Consider the following 19,436-nt stretch of genomic DNA (forward strand, 5'->3'; position numbering starts at 1 on the left):
GTTAAAAACTAAAATTCTACTGTTTTTCTTTTTTAAGAAAAGTAACTGCAAAAAAAGCTGTAATAGGTATAGTTAAGATTAAACCAATACTACCTGCTATTGACCTCACAATTTCAGTAGCTACTATGTCCATATTTATCAGTCTAATAAAAGGAGTTTCATAAGCTAAAAATAATAATAATAGTGGAATAAAACTACCTGTATAAGCTAAAATTAAAGTATTAGACATTGTTCCCATAATGTCTCGCCCAACCTCCATACCAGATTTAAATAGTTCTGACCTAGAAAGGTTATTATTAGCATTATGAATTTCTTGGATAGATGACGCAATACTCATTGCCACATCCATTACTGCACCTAAAGCACCTAAGATAATACCAGCAAAAAGCAAGTTTCTAAAATCAAATGTTATTTCCTGAGGAATATTCATGAGCATACCAGCCTCTTCCATAGACATACCTGTAAGTTTTACTAACTTTGCTATTATAATGGAAATTATCCCTGCAATAACAACTCCTGAAATTGTACCAATAATAGCAGCATAACTTTTTTTGTTTAATCCTGAGACAAGTATAATTGTTATTAATGTAATAATAGTAGAGATGATAATAGTCAGAAACAGGGGATTAAATCCTTTTAAAACTAAGGGTAAAAACATTCCAAATATTAATAAAACAGTAAGAGAAATTGTAATTACAGATTTAAATCCTTTACCTCTTCCTACAAAGATTAATAAAAGTAAAAATGCAATAACTAACAATTTTACTACTGAATCTCTAGCATAATCAGTTATATGTACATTTTTGCTTTCCTCAAATTCCTCAATAGCTAAAAGCACTTTATCCTTTTCTTTAACAACAATATTATAAAGAGAATTATCAGTTAAAGCATTTTCAATATTAACTATCTCACCTTCATATTTACCAGTGAGAATTTTTAATTTTACTTGTTGATAATCATAAGAATAATCTCCTTCCATATGTTTATCTTCTACATTAAGTACTCTCCCTTTTTCAAAGGAAATAATAGGTTCGTCCACTACAGTATCAGCAAAGGCAATGTTACTACATAAAAGTATTAATATTAAAACTGTTAAAATTATATTTTTTTTCATTTTATTCTCCTTTATTTAAAGATATTTTAGTCACTTAGATATTTTATCTAACAAAAACAGATTTATCAATGTCAAGAAGTGCTAAAAAAATGTCATACCCCTTCTAAAATAAGGTGCATGACATTTACCTAACTAAATTTTAAACTTTAAAACTTCCTATTAATGTTTGCAGGTCTTGAAATAACCTTGTTAAATCTTTACTTGCTTGTGATATAGCCTCGATTGAGATAGATTGTTCCTCCATAGATGCTGATGCCTCTTGAGTTCCTGCTGCATTTTCTTCTGCTACAGCTGAAAGTGTCTGTATCGTGTCTAATACTTCATTTTTTTGTGATTCCATTTTATTACCTGATTGATTTATGATTAATACAGCTTCTCTTGATTTTTTAATTGCTTCAGCAATTTCTTTATATTTATTTTCTGTCTGATCTACGTTTTCGATTTGTTCTTTTAAAATTTGTTCTACTTCTTGCATAATTTGAACGGCTTTAGTTGCATCTTGACGCAAAATTTTCACTCTATCATCAATTATCTTAGTCGAATTAGCAGATTGTTCAGCAAGTTTTCTAATTTCATCAGCTACTACTGCAAAGCCTTTGCCATGTTCTCCTGCTCTTGCTGCTTCTATAGCTGCATTTAAAGCAAGCAAATTTGTTTGCTCTGCTATTGATGCAATCAGATTACTAGCTTCACTTATCTTTTCAGAGCTTTCATTAGTTTTAATAATACTTTCATATACATTAGTTGTTGCACTACTACTTTCTTTTGTTTTTGTAGCAAGTGCCTCCACTACTTCTAAACCTTGCGCTACTAACATATGTACCTGTCCAGAGGAACTTTTTAATAAATCTACGTTATTTTTATTTTCTTCAATAATATTACCAAGGACGACTAATTTCTCAGACCCCTCATTTGTATTTTGAGACTGAGCCTGTGCACCTTTAGCTATTTCATTAATTGTTAAAGCTACTTCTTCGGAAGTAGTCGCTGATTGCTCAGCTTGAGCTTTAAGTTGTTCAGAGGATAACTGGATTTTTTGAGATAACTCTTTTACTGTTATGACAATGTTATTAACAGTATCAATAAAAGAATTTAAATAAAGTGACATCATTCCAATCTCATCTTTTGATTCCACATTAGCACGTTTGGTTAGGTCTCCCTCTCCGGCAGAAATTTCTTTAAGTATCTCTGTCATTATATGTAAACGCTTTATTATTATTTTTTGTATATTAAAATAAGATATAAAACTAATTAATATCACTAAAATAAATAATATCAGAGAATTTCTGTATAAATTATTGATTTTTAAAGCTATTTTATTATTTCCCTCAATAAACTTAGCGTCTACTTGTGTTAATAATAATTCAATACTTTCGTTTATCTGTTCAGCAAAAGGGTCGAATTTTTCCATATAAATATTACCTGCATCTGTGCCTTCTGCAATATACGCATTAGCCATTTTTGTTCCCATCTGATAATACTCATCTAAATCCAGAGCAAGTTGAGCTAATGTATTTTCATCTACACCTAATTCTTTTAATCTTGTAATTTTAGCTTTAGCATCTTCATAATAATCTGAAGCCTCATCAAAACCATCATCAAATCCCGGTTTTGCCCGAGTAGCAGAAATATCTGTAAGCCACTGTTGAATTTGAATAATATCCTTTTGTAAATTAAGTGAGGTAATCATTACGGGTGTATTCTTATTTTGATGCTCTTCAGTATTTTCACTTATACTATCTAAAGAAGTTAGTGTATAAATCATAAGTGACCCCATTATTAAGATAATTCCTAGCATCATTGCGCCAAATTTTGTTGATATTTTCATCTTTTCTCCCCCCATTACTTAAGATTTGCTAATCATAACTTTACATATGTTCTTAATTATACACTTAATTTTTTCAAAAGTTAATAATCTTCTTAAAAGGTTACTCTTAATTTTTCTAGGAAATACTTATAATAAATACTACATTAGCAGTTAAGAAGTTTCTCTTAAGAATTATAAAAATATGCTACACTTTATGTAAAAAGTAATGGAGGGATATAATGACTGAAATGCGTCGTAAAGATCGAGAAATGAATACAAAATTTGCTCAAAATGTTATTGATGGGGCTAATTTTGCTACATTATCAATGATAGATAATGTAGGGTTGCCTTATGGAATTCCAATTTCTTTTGTAAGAGATGGGGATATAATCTATTTTCACTCAGCTTTAGAAGGAAAAAAAGTAGATATTTTAAAGAAAAACCCCTTAGTTTCCATGTCCTTTGTCGGGAAAGTAGAAGTTCCACAGCTGTTTACACAAGATGAAATTAAAAGTTTAATCGCCGAAAATAAATTTTCTCTGTTAGCCCGTAAAGTTTATACCACCGAATTTGAATCTACTATTGTATCTGGAAAAACATCCTTGCTTGTTAATAAAGAAGAAAAGATCAAAGCATTACGTCTGATTTGCCAAAAATACACTCCTAATTATATGGACTATTTTAGTTATGCTATCGAATCAAGTTTAAACCATACACTTGTTTATCGTTTAGACATAGAAAAAATTTCGGGGAAAAGAAAAAGATTTGATGAGCATGGCGAAGAAATGAAATGGGGCAGAATGTAAAATTAATCATGGTTTTAAATTAAATATAGTAATTTATTTTAAAATAGGCATAAGCTAAGGTATTTTACCTAACTAATGCCTGTTTTATGTAAAAGATTAAATAAATTCTACTTATTAAAAATAAAGCGTAAAATAATATTCTATAAATTATTAATTAGCCAAATATAATGAAATACCCAAAAACTAAAATACCTAAAATAATCCGATACCACCCGAAGGCTTTAAAGTCATTATTTTTAATGTATCCTAAGAGGAATTTAATAGCAATTATCGAAACTACAAAAGCTACAATCATCCCTGTAAGCAAAATATACATTTCCATTTGAGTAAATGTTAAGCCAAACTTTAGAAGTTTTAAGGCACTTGCTCCAAACATTACTGGAATAGACAAGAAAAATGAATATTCTGCAGCAATAAATCGTGATGTACCTAAAATAATTGCCCCTAAAATAGTTGCGCCTGATCGAGATGTACCTGGAATTAAAGATAATACCTGAAACATTCCAATTAAAAAGGCTGTTTTATAGGTTAAAGCCTCAAAACTAGTAACACGACCATATCTACCTCTATTTCTATTCTCGATAACAATAAATAAAATTCCATAAACTATAAGCATTATTGCAACAGTTTGATAATTGTAAAATTGTTCATTTAACCAATCATCGAATAATAATCCTAAAACTGCAGCAGGAATAACCCCTACAATTACCTTATACCAAATACTCATAGTTTCTTTCTTTTCAAGTTTAGACTTTCTTAGTGAAAAAGGATTTAACTTATGAAAAAAAAGTAAAACAACAGCCATAATTGCCCCTAGCTGAATAACTACAAAAAACATTTCTTTAAACGCTGCTGTCGCATTTAACTGCATAAACTCCTCAACTAAAATCATATGACCAGTACTACTTATAGGTAGCCATTCAGTGATACCTTCAACAATTCCTAAAAATACTGCCTTTAATAATTCAATGAGAAACATCCTACTTTACCTCCACACTTAAGTATAATTTAAAGCAAAAAAAGTTCGAGATCCAAAATGAATGACTTACTTAAAAATGCATTTTAGCCTCTATACTAAGATATTATTTTATCACATAATTATGTAATTATCATTTAAACTAATTAAACCTAAATCAACAACCACTCTCAAATATTTATGTGAAAGTGGTTCTTGATAAATCTATCACAGCATTTTAGTAAATTAATCATGGTTTTTTAGTAAATGATTCTCTATTATTTATAACAAATTCTTCAAGAGAACCTGGTTTCTTACCCGTCAAATTAAAAAACCCATCTGTCACTTCTGCCGCAGTTCCCATTCTCGTCATAAAATAAAGTGCAATAGTAACGTTAACATAGCTTTTATTTAATCCACGTTTTTTTATATAATAATTTCTATACTTTAAATAACCTGGATTAGCATAAGTAATTTTTCTTTCCAGAACCTTACTTAATATTTCTGCTACTTGATAATAATCTAAGGCTTTTCCACCTGTAATTGTATGAGCAGTATTTTTATATTTATCTACTTGATTAAGAACGGTTGCAATTGCTAATCCTATATCAGCTGCATCTATAAAGCTAGTTTTACTTTTTCCAGCAGGTACAAAAATTTGATCCATTTCTCGTATTTCAACAGCATGAACGCCTGATATGTTTTGCATAAAAAAACCTGGTCTAATATGGGCATAGGGAATTTTTGAATTTTCGATGTATTTTTCAATCTTATAATGGGGTGGAATTGTATTTTTCTCAATACCCATTAAAGATAGAAACGAAACCAATTTAATGTTGTTATCTTTCATAGCATCAATAAAGGGATATAACTCCTCCGGTTTACCAAGATGAGGTGGTCTCATCAAAAATACTCTGTCCACATCTTTAAGAGCATTTTTAAATGTATCATTTTTAGTAAAGTCAAACAAAGCAATATCTACTCCTGTATTACTATCAAATATTCCCTTTAACTTATTTAAATCCGTGCCTGCAGCAACTATTTTTTCTCCCATTTTTAATAACTCTTTGATTACATATTTCCCAACATTTCCAGTAGCACCTGTTACTAATATTTTCTTTTTAATTTTAAATCTTCCTCCTGCTTTTAACTGCTATTTATAGTAACTAAATATAAATTTCCCCTAAAACAAATTTAAATGTATATTTGTTTTAATTTTAAAAAACCGCCATAGCTATGACGGTTAATAATCGTTATTGATTAAAATGTACATCCATTTGAGGATACGGTATAGAAATACCTTCTTCATCAAATTTTCTTTTTACAGTTTCAATTATATCAAAATAAACTGTCCAATAATCCTCTGCCTTTGTCCATACTCTTACCGTAAATACTAAGGCACTATCTGCATGTTCTGACATTCTCACAAAAGGTTTCGGCTCTTTAAATATTTGAGCATGATTATCCATAATTTCTTCCAATAAACTAATAACCTTATCTTGATCATCATTATATCCTGCAGTAAATTTAAAATCTACACGACGCGTGTCTTTTACCGAATAATTTACAATGCTTGTATTTGCAAGGTTTCCATTAGGTATGTAAATTACCTTGTTATCAACAGTTATGAGTTCTGTATAAAGAATCTGAATTGCCTCTACAGTTCCACCGTAGCCACTTGTCTCAATATAATCTCCAACTTTAAATGGTCTAATGGTTAGTAGAAGTACCCCTCCTGCGAAATTAGCCAAAGATCCTTGAAAAGCTAACCCAACAGCAAAACCTGCAGCCGCTAGAATTGCCACAAATGAAGTAGTATCTATCCCTATAATTTTAATTATTGAAACTGCTAATAAGACTTTTAAGGTAGCATTGACTAGGGATATCGAAAAAGGTTTTAAAGTATTATCAAGTGGTGATTTTTCGATATATGTTTTAAATTTTCCTGTGACCCATTTAATAACCACAAGTCCAACAATTATGACTACGATGGCTAGCGCTAAATTTCTAACAAAAGGTAGAAATAAAAAAGTCATTTGAGCTAGTGTACGTGTTCCCTCCATCTTATCCTCTCCTTATGATATATAGAGTACAAGGTTGTTTGTGCCTTGTTATATCTTAATTCTTTCTCTGATTGTAACATTATTAATACTAATTTAAAAGTTTACAATAATTTAAAATCAGTATCCAAGATTCATCATCAAGTTTTAATTTCTCAATTAGAAAATAAAAAGCCATGTCAGAATTATTTTAATAGTGCTATCATACAATTAGTATAATTATATCTAGGAGGAAATTAGATGACGTGCAAAAGATGTAACAGTGTTCCAAAAACTAATTATGGAAAATGTAAAGCTTACATAAGTATCCCTATTGATGAATTATTTATTAAGGTTAAAGATATAATAGGAACATATGCAAATGTAATTAGTATTAAAGAGGATTACCTAGAAGTTGAAGTAGAAGACTTTGAAAGTTTTATTATAAATTTGGGAGCTGATAAAAAATTATTCGAAAAAGAAAAAGATGATATCAATGTTCTCCCAATTTCATATGCTGATGTACTTAATTTCAGTGCATTTTCTAAAACAAAAACTCTCCAAAAATGGGTTAATACAATAAAATCTAAAGATTTAATTTACATTTTATGTAACAAAAAACTTATTACCCTTTTCCAACCTATAATTAATATAAAAAATAATGAAATCTTTGGTTACGAAGCTTTAACCAGGGGAATAAAGGAAAATGGCACAATTATGCCTCCCTTTGAGATGTTTAATCTAGCTAAAAAATGCGATTTAATTTTTAACCTTGACCGACAAGCCAGAGAAGCTGCCATAAATAATTCCGCAAAAAAAAATATAAAGAAAAATCTCTTTATTAACTTTTTACCTAGTGCTATTTATGATCCTAGTGTTTGTTTAAAAACCACTACAGAGCTAATTAATAAATATAATTTAAATCCGAGTGATATTGTTTTCGAGGTGGTAGAAACAGACCAAATCACTGATATTAATCACCTTAATAATATTTTGAATTTTTATAGAAATAAGGACTTTAATATCGCCTTAGATGATGTAGGAAGCGGGTACTCCTCTCTTACAAATTTAGCAATATTAAGTCCAAATTATATAAAAGTTGATATGGAGATAATTAGAGATATCCATAAAAATAGATTAAAACAGGCTATCTTAGATGCCCTAATTTCCATATCCAAAAGTATTGACTCTAAAGTGCTTGCTGAAGGGGTAGAAACCAAAGAAGAGTTCCAATATGTTCTAGCTAAAGGTGTGGATCTTGTGCAAGGATATTATTTTGGTAAGCCTACCGAAGAACCTTTACTGCATTTATAACTTTTAAACAACTCAAAAATACATAATGTTATTGCAAATCCCTATAATATTTTGGATACTTCTCAGATTTATGATCCTGACAAATAGATAGGGATTTCTCTTTTTCTAATGGGAGCTTACCTTCAGCCAGGTTATAAACTTTTCGATTTGCTTTCTGCGCAAAACAACCAATTTTAGGTATGCCTATTTGTTCATTCATCTCTTTCCATAGATGATTAATCCCCCTATCTCTAACGCTACCAAAATTCATCGGTACAAAATCGCACGGATATAAATGTCCATCACCACTAACATAAGAGTGCTGTGTACCTGCCCCACAACCATATTTTTCTTCACTTTCTGTATAAGCAAAGCTTGTAATCTTTGGAAATCCTGATATTTCATTAGCTTTATGCTGTATCTCGATTAATTTTTGGCGTGTTTTAGGATCATAAAGTATATCTTCTATATCTTCTGTAGTTAATAAACTTCCACTTAAGATTGGCTCTAATATTTTCACTTCGTGAGCCCCCTTATCTCCAGCAAACTTAAAAAACTGAAATAATTTATCTTGATCTACATCTTCTTTCATTACAACAGTTTGCACCATCGTATATAATCCAGCCTTTCTTGAATTATCAAGGGCAGCTAGAGCATAATCAAAAGCCTTATCGCTATTTCTATTTGCATTATGCTTGTTTCTATCAAAGGAATCTAAGCTAATTCCAATACTAAATAGGCCACTTTGCTTTAACCTTTTTGCCTTTTCTAAAGTTAAATTAACACCACTAGTAAATAAAATAGCGGTACTTCTTTCATCTATAGCGTTAATAATTTCATAAATATCTTCTCTAACCATGGGTTCTCCCCCAGTAAGTCCAATGATAGACGTTCCCATATCTTGCAAATCATTAATTACTTTTATCCATTCTGTAGTAGTTAATTCTTCTGCTATCTTTCTATTCTTTGCACTACAATATAGACAATTATTAGGGCATTTGTGCGTTAAACATAAATAGATTGATATAGGTGCACTTCTTTTAGCATATATTTGTTGGGTAAATATATTATGCGGAGATAGACTTGCCGTTACATTAGTTATAAAAGCCTCTGACGGAAAAGGTGGTAAAAAGGAACTTAAAACATACTTATTTTCAAATTTAACTATTTTTTCACCTTTTAAAATATTCAGCATCATTTTAATGTATTTATTTAAAGTAAAGTTTTTATCTTCTTTTAAAATATTATAAACTTTAACTAAATCTTTGGTAACCTTTGGGTTTAAACTCATATTCATTAACATACCTATTTTAGACCAGTTCATATTTAGCAACTCCCCTTAATATCTGGTGGATGATATAACGATACTATTAGTGTCACCATCTTCATGCCCTACAACATATTTCCTAGGATCTTTGGAAAATTCCAGATGCAAATTTATGATTAATAACGTATTTTCCATTCTCATACTTTTTCTTCTTTATCTCTGCGATAATATCATCTTTTACCTTTTCAAAATCCTGAAATATTTGTGCAGTTCCCGCTATTGCACCTGTTTTAGTTAACCATTCAAAAAGTTCTTCAGGGGTATCAAAAGCAAAATTATTTTCTTCCTCACTTATTTTCACAGTTGCAAAATTCTGGTTTTTAAACCATTTTTCTAAGCCTTCTGTGCCTTTTGGGAGATGAAATCTTATGTCCATAAACTTGTTAACTTCTTGTTGATTTTTTTCCATTACCTTTAAAAATATTTCTTCAATTCCTTGCAACGTTCCCTGACTATTTACAATCACACATGCTAACCCCTTTTTGTACAAAACTCGTTTAAATTGCTTTATAAGTTCCTTTTGATTAAAATAAGGTAAAGCCCAGCCACAAAAAACAAGGTCAAATTTTTCCTCAGTATTTTCTAGGAATTTCATCCCATCTTGATTTATAATCCGAACCTCACTACCTACTACTTCTTTAAATTGTTCTAACATTTTTGCCGATATATCAACTGCTGTTATTTCGCAATCTATCTCTTTTTCTAAAAGCTTTTTCGTAATATAACCTGTGCCGCAGGCAAAATCTAATATTTTTAACCTTTTTTCTTCATTATAATACTCCGGTTTTATAATCTTATCTGTAAATTTACCCATCTCAGCCAGCCATAAATTATAGGTGCTTGCTACCTTATCATATTCTTTAGCATAATCACCACTGGTAATAATTTCTTTATTATATAATTTAGAAGCTCCTTTTAAATAAAGCTTTACCTTATTTAGCATTTTTTTCACCCTTAATGATAAAATAATATTTTTCTTGCCTACACAAGTGGACAGTAAACCTATCCTTTAGTAACTCCTTGACTTCCCTGCTCGTTTTAAAATAAAGTTTACCAAATAAAAAATACTCAAATAACCTCAATAGTTTAGTCCGTAAATATTTTCTATCAAAATCAAGAATTAAAATTTTACCCTTATCTTTTAATACTCGCTCTATTTCAACGATTAATTTTTCTTGCTGGGAAATGTGATGTAATACATCGGCTAAAATAACAACATCTATACTTTTATCTTTAAAATTCGTGGTTAAAGCATCTCCTACAATTGGTACAATCTTTTTATTAGGTTTAATTTTAGAAAGCATTTTTTCACTTTCATCTAATATATATACTTTTTTACAGTCTTCTTTTAAATGCTGAGCTAAATGACCCGTACCACCACCGATATCTAAAATTATCTCTGTACCCTGTAAATTTAAAACTTCCTTTATTTCCCTAACCTTATATAGTTTAAATGTTCTCATAAAAGAATCATAATGAGCAGAAACCTTATCAAAATCCTTCAAAGTAATATCTTCCCCTTTAACTATTACTTAAATATTAGCCAATTCAGCTAGTCTTTTCTTCATATAGTCAAGATCAAAAGAAGAACTAATCCTCTTATTTTGCTCGTTTAAAATCCTATAATGGTTGCTTATTATATTCTGCTGTATTTTATAATTATTGCATTTTTCTACATCACGCCACCATACCTTACCCCCTAGGGTATTTTCATAATCTAGTTCATATTTTTTAAAGGCAAGAGACAAAATAATATCTTCTACATCCCCACCAAAATTCATTTGCATTATTTTGCTATTTTTAAATATAGAAGCTACCGCTACAGCCCCCATCCAACCTAAACTTGCTCGTTCTTTTTCTATTTGTACCAAAGTCTTTTTTGAAATTCCTATAGTTTCAGCCATTTTATCTTGCGTAAAATTACTTTCATTTCTTATAAGTTTAAGATTAGTATCTATAATTTTTATAAATGCATTACGATCCAAAATATCACCTCTATGTATCATTTAGTGTAATTTTACACTTTAGTATACCTTTTGTAAATATAAAAATGCTCCATTTAAAGTATCCAGATTATTATTGTTTAATCTGGATACTTTAAATGGAGCACATCATAACAAAAGTGTCAAAAATATTCACTATGAAGTTTTACATAATAATTACTGCTAGGTATAAATTCATTTTTAATCCGTCTGCTAATACTATTTCTATCTTTTTGTACCTTTATCCCACAAACTTTAAACCTATAGCCCCTGTAATAATAAACCCTAGGAAAATAATTCTTTTTAAATTAGCTGGTTCTTTAAAAAATATTATCCCCATTAAAACTGCTCCTGCCGCTCCAAGCCCAGTCCAAATAGCATAAGCAGTTCCCATGGCTATTTGACGCATTGATAATGATAAGAAAATAAAGCCCGAGGCAAAGATTAGTGCAATTAAAAAAAGCCGTGCTATACTCTTTTTTTGTAAATAATAATTAATACTCGCAACACCTAAGATTTCACCTAAGCTTGCTATAATCAAGTACATCCAAGCCAAACTATTTTCCTCCTTCATTTACTTGTAAATCCTTTTTATTTTCTGCTCTTTCTTTAATTTTTTCTTCCTCAGTAGATAATTTAATTCCTATAACTCCTGTAATAATTAGCCCAATAAAAAGAGCCTTAGCCAGTGAAAAGTCTGCCTTAAAAACTAAAAAGTCTATTAAAACAATGCCTGTAGCACCCATACCCGTAAAGACAGCATAAACCGTTCCAGAAGGAAGAGTATCGCATGCTTTTATTACAAAATAAAAGCTTAAAATTATCATAACTATTGTCCCTAGCCACTGCCAAGAGGTCGATGAATGTCTTAGCCCAATCACCCAAAAAACTTCTACAATACCTGCTAAAAAAACATAAATCCACATGATTTTATCCTTTCCTAATGTGTTTTTTCTTGCTGTGAAAAAACACAACCGCAGTAGTCTTGACGGTATAAATTATATTTTTTAGACATATCTACTGAACTTTTATAACCATTATTCTTTTTAAAGTCAGAATGGAGAAATTTGACATTATATTTTTCACCTAACTCTACTCCAATTTCATTAATTTTGTGTGTATTTTTTAAGGGGCTAATTGTTAGAGTAGTTGTAAAATAATCAAAACCCTTTTCTTTAGCATACTGGGCAGTTTTATCTAAGCGTAAATTAAAACACTGAAAGCACCGCTCGGTTCCTTCTCCTAAATGTTCATAACCTTTTACAGCTTCATAAAATAAATTACTTTGGTGATCAGTATCTACTACCTTATAATTAAGACCCATTTCTCCTATAAGTCTTATTTGCTCTTCTAGTCTTTTTAAATATTCTTCTTCTGGATAAATATTAGGGTTAAAGAAAAATACTTCTATTTCAAAATGCTCAGATAAAAATTCTAAAACATACGAGCTACATGGTGCACAACAGCTATGTAATAATAATTTAGGTCTTTTGTTTTGCTTAGACATTTCATTTATTTCAGTTAACATTATTTTATGATAATTTTTTTTCATTTTTATCACTACTTTTCTCTAATTTCAATAATTATGTAACCTCACCTTTTTTAGTATACTTAAAAAGGTGAGGTTACAGTTTTAATTAACAGTTACAATCCAAGACATTTCCAGCCATTCTTTTTAACAATTTTAAAGCAATTTCTTTTTCTTCTAACTCAAAGTCTTTAGTTAATAATTCTGTCCACTGGCTGATAATTAATTCTATTTGTGGTTCTATTTCGTTAGCCTTTTGGGTTAAAATAACTTTATTAATTCTCTTATCTTCAAAGCATTCTACCCTTTTAACATAACCTGAAGCTTCTAATTTTTTCACTGCCCTTGCCGTTGTTCCTTTGTCGATACATAGAGATTTTGCTAAACTGTCCTGACTTACCCCATCCTTTTTAAAAAGAAGCATCAAAAAAGGAAATTGACCACAACTTAAATCTATTTCTTTTAATTTTCGATCAAGATAACTTTGACCTAAACGATAAAGAATAGAAACCCATCTACCAATAGAATTTTCATTATCCATCTCCTAAGACCTCCGTTAAAGACGGTCTTGATAGAAATTTAAATTCTCTAGCGATAAAGATAAAGGTTAAAATAAAAGAACAAAAATCAGCAGTTGGTCCTGCATATAAGATGCCTTCTAAACCGTAAAATCTAGGTAAAATTAAAAGTAAAGGTATCAAAAATAAAATTTGCCTTGATAATGTTAAAATCATGGCTGCCCTTGGCTTACCAACAGCTTGATAATAGTTTGCTCCTACTATTTGAAAACCTACAACAGGTAACATGATGAAAAAATAATGTATAGCTTTGGAACCAAATTTAATTAATTCTTTATCTTCAGGATTAAATAGTGTTACTAATTGTACCGAATATAATCTAGTTAAGACAAAACCTAAGACAGCAATTGTTGTGGCTGCATACATTGCTGATTTTAAAGCTTCTTTAACACGATCGTACTTTTGTGCCCCATAGTTATAGCCAATTATTGGTTGTACTCCTTGACTTATACCTATGACTGGCATCATTAATAACATCATAGTACTAAATACTATACCCATACCGGCTATAGCAGTATCCCCTCCGTATACTTTCAGGCTATTATTCATGATTAAATTTAATAAACTTGAAGCTAATTGCATAGCAAATGGTGCAGATCCAATTGCCACAATCTGTAGTAATAGTTTAGTATCTAATTTTAAATTTTTCTTTTTAAGCTTTAATAAACTTTTTCCTCCAAGGAAATAAACTAAAACCCAAGCAGCAGATACAGCTTGCGCTAAAACAGTTGCAAAAGCAGCTCCTTGTATTCCCCAGTTAAAGATAAAAATAAAGATATAATCTAATATAACATTTATAACTGCTCCCAGTAGCATTGTAAACATAGCGATTTTAGGATTTCCCTCTGCTCTAATAAAATTATTCATCCCAAAACCAATCGAGGCAAAAATATTACCTAGCAAGATAATTTGCATATAACTTTTAGCATAAGGCAAGTTAGCAGCAGTAGCACCAAATAACTTTAAAAGTGGTTCAAGAAAAGTTATACTTAAAGCCGAAAGTAATAACGCCATTAAAACTAGGCCCATAGCTCCTGTTCCCATTATAGATTCAGCACTTTCTTGATCATTTTCTCCTAATCTGATTGAAATTAAGGCAGTTGTACCTACACCAATAAGCATAGAAAAAGCCATCGAAATCATCATAATTGGAAATCCTATTGTAAGACCTGCTATCCCTAAAGAGCCAACACCATTTCCAATAAACATTCTATCAACTATATTATATAAAGCATTTACCAATGTTCCTATAATTGCTGGAATAGAAAATTTAAATAATAATTTGGATATTTTTTCCTCCCCTAGTTCTCGTGAATTTTTCTTCATAGACACCAACCTTTCTTAACATTAATAACACTGAGCTATTATACTAAAGCACAGTTGCATATGCAACTAAAATTTGAAGAAAAAAAGTCAACTAAGTTATAAACTTAGTTGACTTAAATATTAATATTCAATCTAAAAAATATTGTGAACAATTATTCTAAAAAGAAGAAACACATTTTTTAGAATTTTCTACTGGCACACCCATCATTTTTATAAAATACTCATGAAAACAAGTATTATTAGTTAATTCAGGATGAAACGATGTTGCGAGCATATTGTCTTGCCGTGCTGCAACAATATTTCCCTCTAACTTGTGAATAATTTCAACATTTTCAGCTGTTTCTACAATATACGGTGCCCTAATAAACACAAGTGGAATTTCCTTCTCAGAAACCTTTGGGATTTTTTCGTTAGTAATAAAACTATCTAATTGTCTTCCATAAGCATTTCTTTTTACTTTAATATTCATAACACTTAGATGAGAATGTTCATAACCTTCTATCTCTTTAGCCAATAAAATCAATCCAGCACAAGTTCCCCACACAGGAAAACCATTCTTGATTTTTGATTTTAAAATATCTTTCATATTAAAATCAACTAATAGTTTTCCCATAGTTGTACTTTCTCCCCCAGGTAGAATAATTCCATCTATACCCTCGAGTTGATCAGCATTTCTTATTTCTATGGCGTTATGACCTAAAGACTTGATAATTTTTATATGTTCTTTAAATGCACCTTGTAATGCTAAAACACCAATATTTCTCATATTAGTATCCTCTATTAGCCATTTTTTCTTCCTCATTTATTGAATAAACATTTATTCCTACCATTGCTTCTCCTAGATTTTCAGAAACTTCAGCAAGCATCTTAGGATCCTTAAAGTGAGTAACAGCCTTTACAATTGCACTTGCTCTTTTTCTAGGATCTCCAGACTTAAATATGCCAGAACCTACAAATACTCCATCACAACCAAGTTGCATCATCATTGCTGCATCAGCAGGTGTAGCAACACCACCAGCGGCAAAGTTTACAACTGGAAGCTTTCCATGTTCATGAACGTATTCAACTAAATGAATTGGAGCTTGTAATTCTTTAGCTGCATTCATTAATTCTTCTTTAGCAAGTCCTTGTATTCTTCTTATTTCAGAATTCATCATACGCATATGTTTTACAGCTTCAATAACATCACCGGTTCCAGGTTCTCCCTTAGTTCTTATCATTGATGCCCCTTCCCCAATTCTTCTTAATGCTTCTCCTAAATTTTTAGCTCCACATACAAAAGGAATCTTGAATTCTTTTTTATTTATATGTAAAGTTGGATCAGCAGGAGTTAATACTTCACTTTCATCAATATAATCTACATTAAGAGCTTCTAATATTTGAGCTTCAACAAAATGTCCAATTCTTACTTTTGCCATTACAGGAATCGAAACTGCCTTTTGTATTTCTTTAATCATTTGTGGATCTGATGCTCTTGCTACTCCGCCATTTTTTCTAATATCAGCTGGTACTCTTTCAAGAGCCATTACAGCGCATGCACCAGCTTCTTCTGCAATTTTTGCTTCTTCAGGATTTGTTACATCCATAATAACTCCACCTTTAAGCATTTGTGCAAGATTCTTGTTTAATTCATATCTATTTTCCATAAAAACATACCCCCAATTAAATGTATCGCTACAATTGTACTGATAACGATTTATTTGTTCATATTATGCCATACACTTTGCTTGCATTCAATCAAGTTTATATGGTTTAATCAATATTTTATAATTGTATCAATACACATATTTGTAATTTAAATATGTTCTCTTAAAATTACAACATCATGTATGTTTATTGACATTTATACATAATATAGATAATATTTATTTTAATAATAAAATTAATTTTACGCATTATATAATTATAAGGAGGATTTTTTTATGAATTTATTAGAAAATAAAATAGCTCTAGTAACATCTTCAACACGAGGAATTGGCCTTGCTTGTGCAAAAAAATTAGCAGAACATAAGGCTAAAGTATATCTAGCTGTGAGAAGATTAGATGCAGGTAAAAATATTGCAAATGAAATTATTGCAGCCGGTGGCTGGGCAGACGTAGTATATTTTGATGCTATGAAACATGAAACATACTCTGCAATGATCGAAGAGCTAATTGCTAAAGAAGGAAAAATTGATATTTTAGTAAATAATTATGGGGCTACGGATGTTAAGGTAGATTTTGACCTCGTAAACGGTGATACGGAATCTTTCTTTGATATTGTCGAGCAAAACATGAGAAGCGTTTACGTTCCCTCAAAATCTGCAGTACAATCTATGATTAAGACTGGTGGAGGAAGTATAATTAATATTTCCTCTGTCGGGGGAATGTTTCCTGATGTAACACGTTTAGCTTATGGAACTGCTAAAGCAGCTATTAACTTCATCACAAAAAATATAGCTGTTCAATATGCTAAACAAAATATACGTTGTAATGCTGTTTTACCTGGCTACATAGAAACAGATGCAGCAGCAGATAATATGTCTCCAGAATTTTTATCTACTTTTATAAAGACAGTTCCTTTAAACAGAGTAGGTAAACCCGAAGACATAGCTAATGCAGTGCTTTATTTAGCAAGTGACATGTCCTCCTTTATTACGGGAGAAACTATCCCTGTTGCAGGAGGATTTGGTCTTCCATCTCCGATGTATCCTTTTTATGGCGATATGAAAAGTAAGGGTTAGAAAATAATAAATTTTTCAATCTTAGGATAAAAAAAAGCCTCATAATTAGAGGGCACTAAAAATCATAAGATTTTCAGTGCCCTCCATATTTATGAGACTTTTTTCATTAACAATTTAATAATGTTAATTACTAACTTTCCCTAATAGTAGCGATTTGCGATAAATTTTATCTACCATTTTATTTTTCTTAGAGACAAACCTACTATAATCACTACTATTATTGATCATTAACTTATTTTCTATTAAAGAAGCAATTATATATAAATTTTCTATAGTATGATAATTATTTTCACCTTTTTTAGATAAATTAAATTCTCTGTTAATATAATCTATTACTGAATCTCCCATAAGCATTAAATCATTATTAGCTTTTTCTAAGTTATACGGAAGTATCATCTTATTACCAATGAAAGCTACTAGTAATCCTAGGCCTAAGAATAGTAAACGATAAAATAACTGTCCTTCAATATTTAAAGTTAAAGAAGCTGCCCCGAGTGCTGAAACAGTTACACAAATCATTTTTTTATCGTAAGTTGTACTAAATCCATCTAGATATCCAGCAGTTAAAATCATAATAGTTTTAATAACTGGATTTTGAAATATAGAAAATACAATAAATGAAATCACTCCACCTATGAGTGTCCCTTTTAGCCTTTGCCTTGATTTAACTTTAGAATTTTCATAATAAGGCTGTATCAGCGCAAAAACCGTATATGCCATCCATCTTCCTTCTGGTATTTTGAAATAATCCATAATGAAAATTGAAAATCCACCGCAAATACCTAATTTAAGCGCATAAGAAAATCTCACAGTATTAATTTTAAGGTTTCTCTTCGTTACCTCAAAAACATTAAATATTTTAGGAACTTCAGTTGACTTTATAATATTATCGGGATCTTCTAAACTTTCTAACTCACTAAAATGATTATATAATAATTCTAATTGCTCTGCTAATTTTTTATCTTGGCATTTAATTTCAATATTTTTTTGTGCTTCTAATTTATTAAATTTATTGCGGTTATTAATTATTTTATCTAAGCTATACTGAAAATCTTGCAAAATGCTTAATTTATCTTCACGATTATAAAATCCATCGAGATTATTTAATCTTTCACTTATATATTCGAAGATTACTAAAATTCTTAAGTTAATCCTCCCGCCTTCAGTTAAATAAAAGGACTTTTTCCTTCTATGAGCAATCAGTTTTTTCAGCTCTATAACATTTCTTTTAATAATAAAATCTACATCGAGTGTACTTTTTTCCTCTTTAATTACTTGTACCTTTTCTAATAATAACTCTGAAATATGAGCTATAATTTTATTACCTGTTTTTTCTAGTCTACTTTTATTAAAATAAAATTGCATAATGATGATAGTTATTGAACCAAAAATTAAAGATATTAGTCTAACTCCTAAATCTACCGATCCTACTGGAGCACTTAACATGAATAAATACTGAAGTCCAAAGGGAATATACATATTACTATTTAAATCATAGCAAAATAAAAACCCTATAGTAAATAAGGCGATAAAATTGATAGGTATCCCTATCCAAATATTTAAACCTGCTAAGAAAGCTGCTATTGCTAAAAATAAATTAAATCCTATTAAACATATTAGATACCTAAATGGTGATATCGTAAAGTCTCTTTCTAATAACATTAAAGCTGCGGTTATAACTGTTACCCCTATAAGTGTATTTTGTTCACCAAATATTTTAGCAAATATAATTATATATGCAATAATTAATACAAAGGTAATAGTTTTGGATTTTATTAATTTCGTATTCATTACACTCCCCCATTTATTAAACATGTTAAATATTATAACATAAACTTCACTCAACTTTATAATACACTTTTTACTTTTTAGCTATTCTCTTGAATATTTGGATTTAAATTGTAAAATTTTGATTTTCCCCTAATTTAAAATAACCTATTCACTACTATTGCATGTAC

The 19,436-nt window shown here is 30.1% G+C and carries 20 protein-coding genes; 3 read left to right on the forward strand and 17 right to left on the reverse strand.

Features of this window, described 5'->3' with window-relative positions; translation table 11 throughout:
• Positions 1–16 precede the first annotated feature (16 nt).
• Both B8965_RS00295 and B8965_RS00300 read right to left on the reverse strand, forming a co-directional pair.
• Entirely contained in the window at positions 17–1,114 is a 1,098-nt protein-coding gene (locus tag B8965_RS00295) for a YibE/F family protein (RefSeq protein ID WP_084051871.1), read from the reverse strand.
• A gap of 139 nt (positions 1,115–1,253) precedes the next feature.
• On the reverse strand, positions 1,254–2,942 hold the full coding sequence (locus tag B8965_RS00300) for a methyl-accepting chemotaxis protein (RefSeq protein WP_084051872.1): 1,689 nt from the start codon (positions 2,940–2,942) through the stop codon (positions 1,254–1,256).
• A 218-nt stretch (positions 2,943–3,160) separates the two neighbouring features.
• Between B8965_RS00300 and B8965_RS00305 the strand changes: the two genes are divergently transcribed.
• Positions 3,161–3,727 carry a pyridoxamine 5'-phosphate oxidase family protein gene (locus B8965_RS00305; protein ID WP_242941890.1) on the forward strand — a complete coding sequence of 189 codons (567 nt, stop codon included), beginning with the start codon at positions 3,161–3,163 and terminating at the stop codon, positions 3,725–3,727.
• A gap of 154 nt (positions 3,728–3,881) precedes the next feature.
• Here B8965_RS00305 and B8965_RS00310 read toward each other — a convergent pair whose 3' ends face one another.
• The 3 genes from B8965_RS00310 to B8965_RS00320 all read right to left on the reverse strand — a co-directional run bounded on the left by B8965_RS00310 (position 3,882) and on the right by B8965_RS00320 (position 6,745).
• Positions 3,882–4,706, reverse strand: a complete 825-nt coding sequence (locus B8965_RS00310) for an undecaprenyl-diphosphate phosphatase (protein ID WP_084051873.1) — start codon at positions 4,704–4,706, stop codon at positions 3,882–3,884.
• 226 nt (positions 4,707–4,932) lie between these two features.
• Entirely contained in the window at positions 4,933–5,808 is an 876-nt protein-coding gene (locus B8965_RS00315; RefSeq protein ID WP_084051874.1) for an SDR family oxidoreductase, read from the reverse strand.
• Positions 5,809–5,935: 127 nt separating this feature from the next.
• Positions 5,936–6,745, reverse strand: coding sequence for a mechanosensitive ion channel family protein (locus tag B8965_RS00320; protein WP_242941892.1), 810 nt, complete (start codon positions 6,743–6,745; stop codon positions 5,936–5,938).
• A gap of 237 nt (positions 6,746–6,982) precedes the next feature.
• Here B8965_RS00320 and B8965_RS00325 point away from each other — a divergent pair, with 237 nt between their 5' ends.
• On the forward strand, positions 6,983–8,035 hold the full coding sequence (locus B8965_RS00325; RefSeq protein ID WP_084051875.1) for an EAL domain-containing protein: 1,053 nt from the start codon (positions 6,983–6,985) through the stop codon (positions 8,033–8,035).
• 28 nt (positions 8,036–8,063) lie between these two features.
• On the opposite strand, the gene B8965_RS00330 is transcribed toward B8965_RS00325, so the two are convergent.
• From B8965_RS00330 to pdxS, 11 genes are all read right to left on the reverse strand, one after another.
• The gene (locus B8965_RS00330; protein WP_084051876.1) at positions 8,064–9,338 is read right to left on the reverse strand and encodes a radical SAM/SPASM domain-containing protein; all 1,275 of its coding nucleotides are present in this window, start codon (positions 9,336–9,338) and stop codon (positions 8,064–8,066) included.
• Between the two features lie 82 nt (positions 9,339–9,420).
• Positions 9,421–10,284 (reverse strand): methyltransferase domain-containing protein, encoded by an 864-nt coding sequence (locus tag B8965_RS00335; RefSeq protein ID WP_084051877.1) that lies wholly within the window; start codon positions 10,282–10,284, stop codon positions 9,421–9,423.
• A complete protein-coding gene (locus B8965_RS00340; protein WP_084051878.1) occupies positions 10,274–10,846 on the reverse strand; it encodes a class I SAM-dependent methyltransferase in 573 nt (190 codons plus the stop codon). Before B8965_RS00340 ends, B8965_RS00335 begins: the two co-directional genes overlap by 11 nt.
• 27 nt (positions 10,847–10,873) lie before the next feature.
• On the reverse strand, positions 10,874–11,326 hold the full coding sequence (locus B8965_RS00345) for a helix-turn-helix transcriptional regulator (RefSeq protein WP_084051879.1): 453 nt from the start codon (positions 11,324–11,326) through the stop codon (positions 10,874–10,876).
• Positions 11,327–11,564: 238 nt separating this feature from the next.
• Positions 11,565–11,870 (reverse strand): DMT family transporter, encoded by a 306-nt coding sequence (locus tag B8965_RS00350; protein WP_242941899.1) that lies wholly within the window; start codon positions 11,868–11,870, stop codon positions 11,565–11,567.
• Positions 11,871–11,880: 10 nt separating this feature from the next.
• Complete coding sequence (locus B8965_RS00355) at positions 11,881–12,249, reverse strand: DMT family transporter (protein ID WP_200805835.1); 369 nt, start codon at positions 12,247–12,249, stop codon at positions 11,881–11,883.
• 14 nt (positions 12,250–12,263) lie between these two features.
• A complete protein-coding gene (locus tag B8965_RS00360; RefSeq protein ID WP_084051881.1) occupies positions 12,264–12,875 on the reverse strand; it encodes an epoxyqueuosine reductase QueH in 612 nt (203 codons plus the stop codon).
• An 85-nt stretch (positions 12,876–12,960) separates the two neighbouring features.
• Positions 12,961–13,392, reverse strand: coding sequence for a MarR family winged helix-turn-helix transcriptional regulator (locus tag B8965_RS00365; protein ID WP_084051882.1), 432 nt, complete (start codon positions 13,390–13,392; stop codon positions 12,961–12,963).
• Positions 13,385–14,755, reverse strand: coding sequence for an MATE family efflux transporter (locus tag B8965_RS00370; protein ID WP_084051883.1), 1,371 nt, complete (start codon positions 14,753–14,755; stop codon positions 13,385–13,387). Before B8965_RS00370 ends, B8965_RS00365 begins: the two co-directional genes overlap by 8 nt.
• Before the next feature lie 157 nt (positions 14,756–14,912).
• Complete coding sequence (pdxT, locus tag B8965_RS00375; protein WP_242941893.1) at positions 14,913–15,557, reverse strand: pyridoxal 5'-phosphate synthase glutaminase subunit PdxT; 645 nt, start codon at positions 15,555–15,557, stop codon at positions 14,913–14,915.
• Positions 15,523–16,401, reverse strand: coding sequence for a pyridoxal 5'-phosphate synthase lyase subunit PdxS (gene pdxS, locus B8965_RS00380; RefSeq protein ID WP_084051885.1), 879 nt, complete (start codon positions 16,399–16,401; stop codon positions 15,523–15,525). Before pdxS ends, pdxT begins: the two co-directional genes overlap by 35 nt.
• A gap of 276 nt (positions 16,402–16,677) precedes the next feature.
• Here pdxS and hdhA point away from each other — a divergent pair, with 276 nt between their 5' ends.
• Complete coding sequence (hdhA, locus tag B8965_RS00385) at positions 16,678–17,478, forward strand: 7alpha-hydroxysteroid dehydrogenase (RefSeq protein WP_084051886.1); 801 nt, start codon at positions 16,678–16,680, stop codon at positions 17,476–17,478.
• A gap of 123 nt (positions 17,479–17,601) precedes the next feature.
• Here the strand turns inward: hdhA and B8965_RS00390 are convergent, their stop codons facing one another.
• A complete protein-coding gene (locus B8965_RS00390; protein WP_159446226.1) occupies positions 17,602–19,269 on the reverse strand; it encodes an FUSC family protein in 1,668 nt (555 codons plus the stop codon).
• Positions 19,270–19,436: the final 167 nt, after the last annotated feature.

Origin of the sequence: Desulfonispora thiosulfatigenes DSM 11270, assembly GCF_900176035.1 — a bacterium.
Lineage (GTDB): Bacteria > Bacillota > Peptococcia > Peptococcales > Desulfonisporaceae > Desulfonispora > Desulfonispora thiosulfatigenes.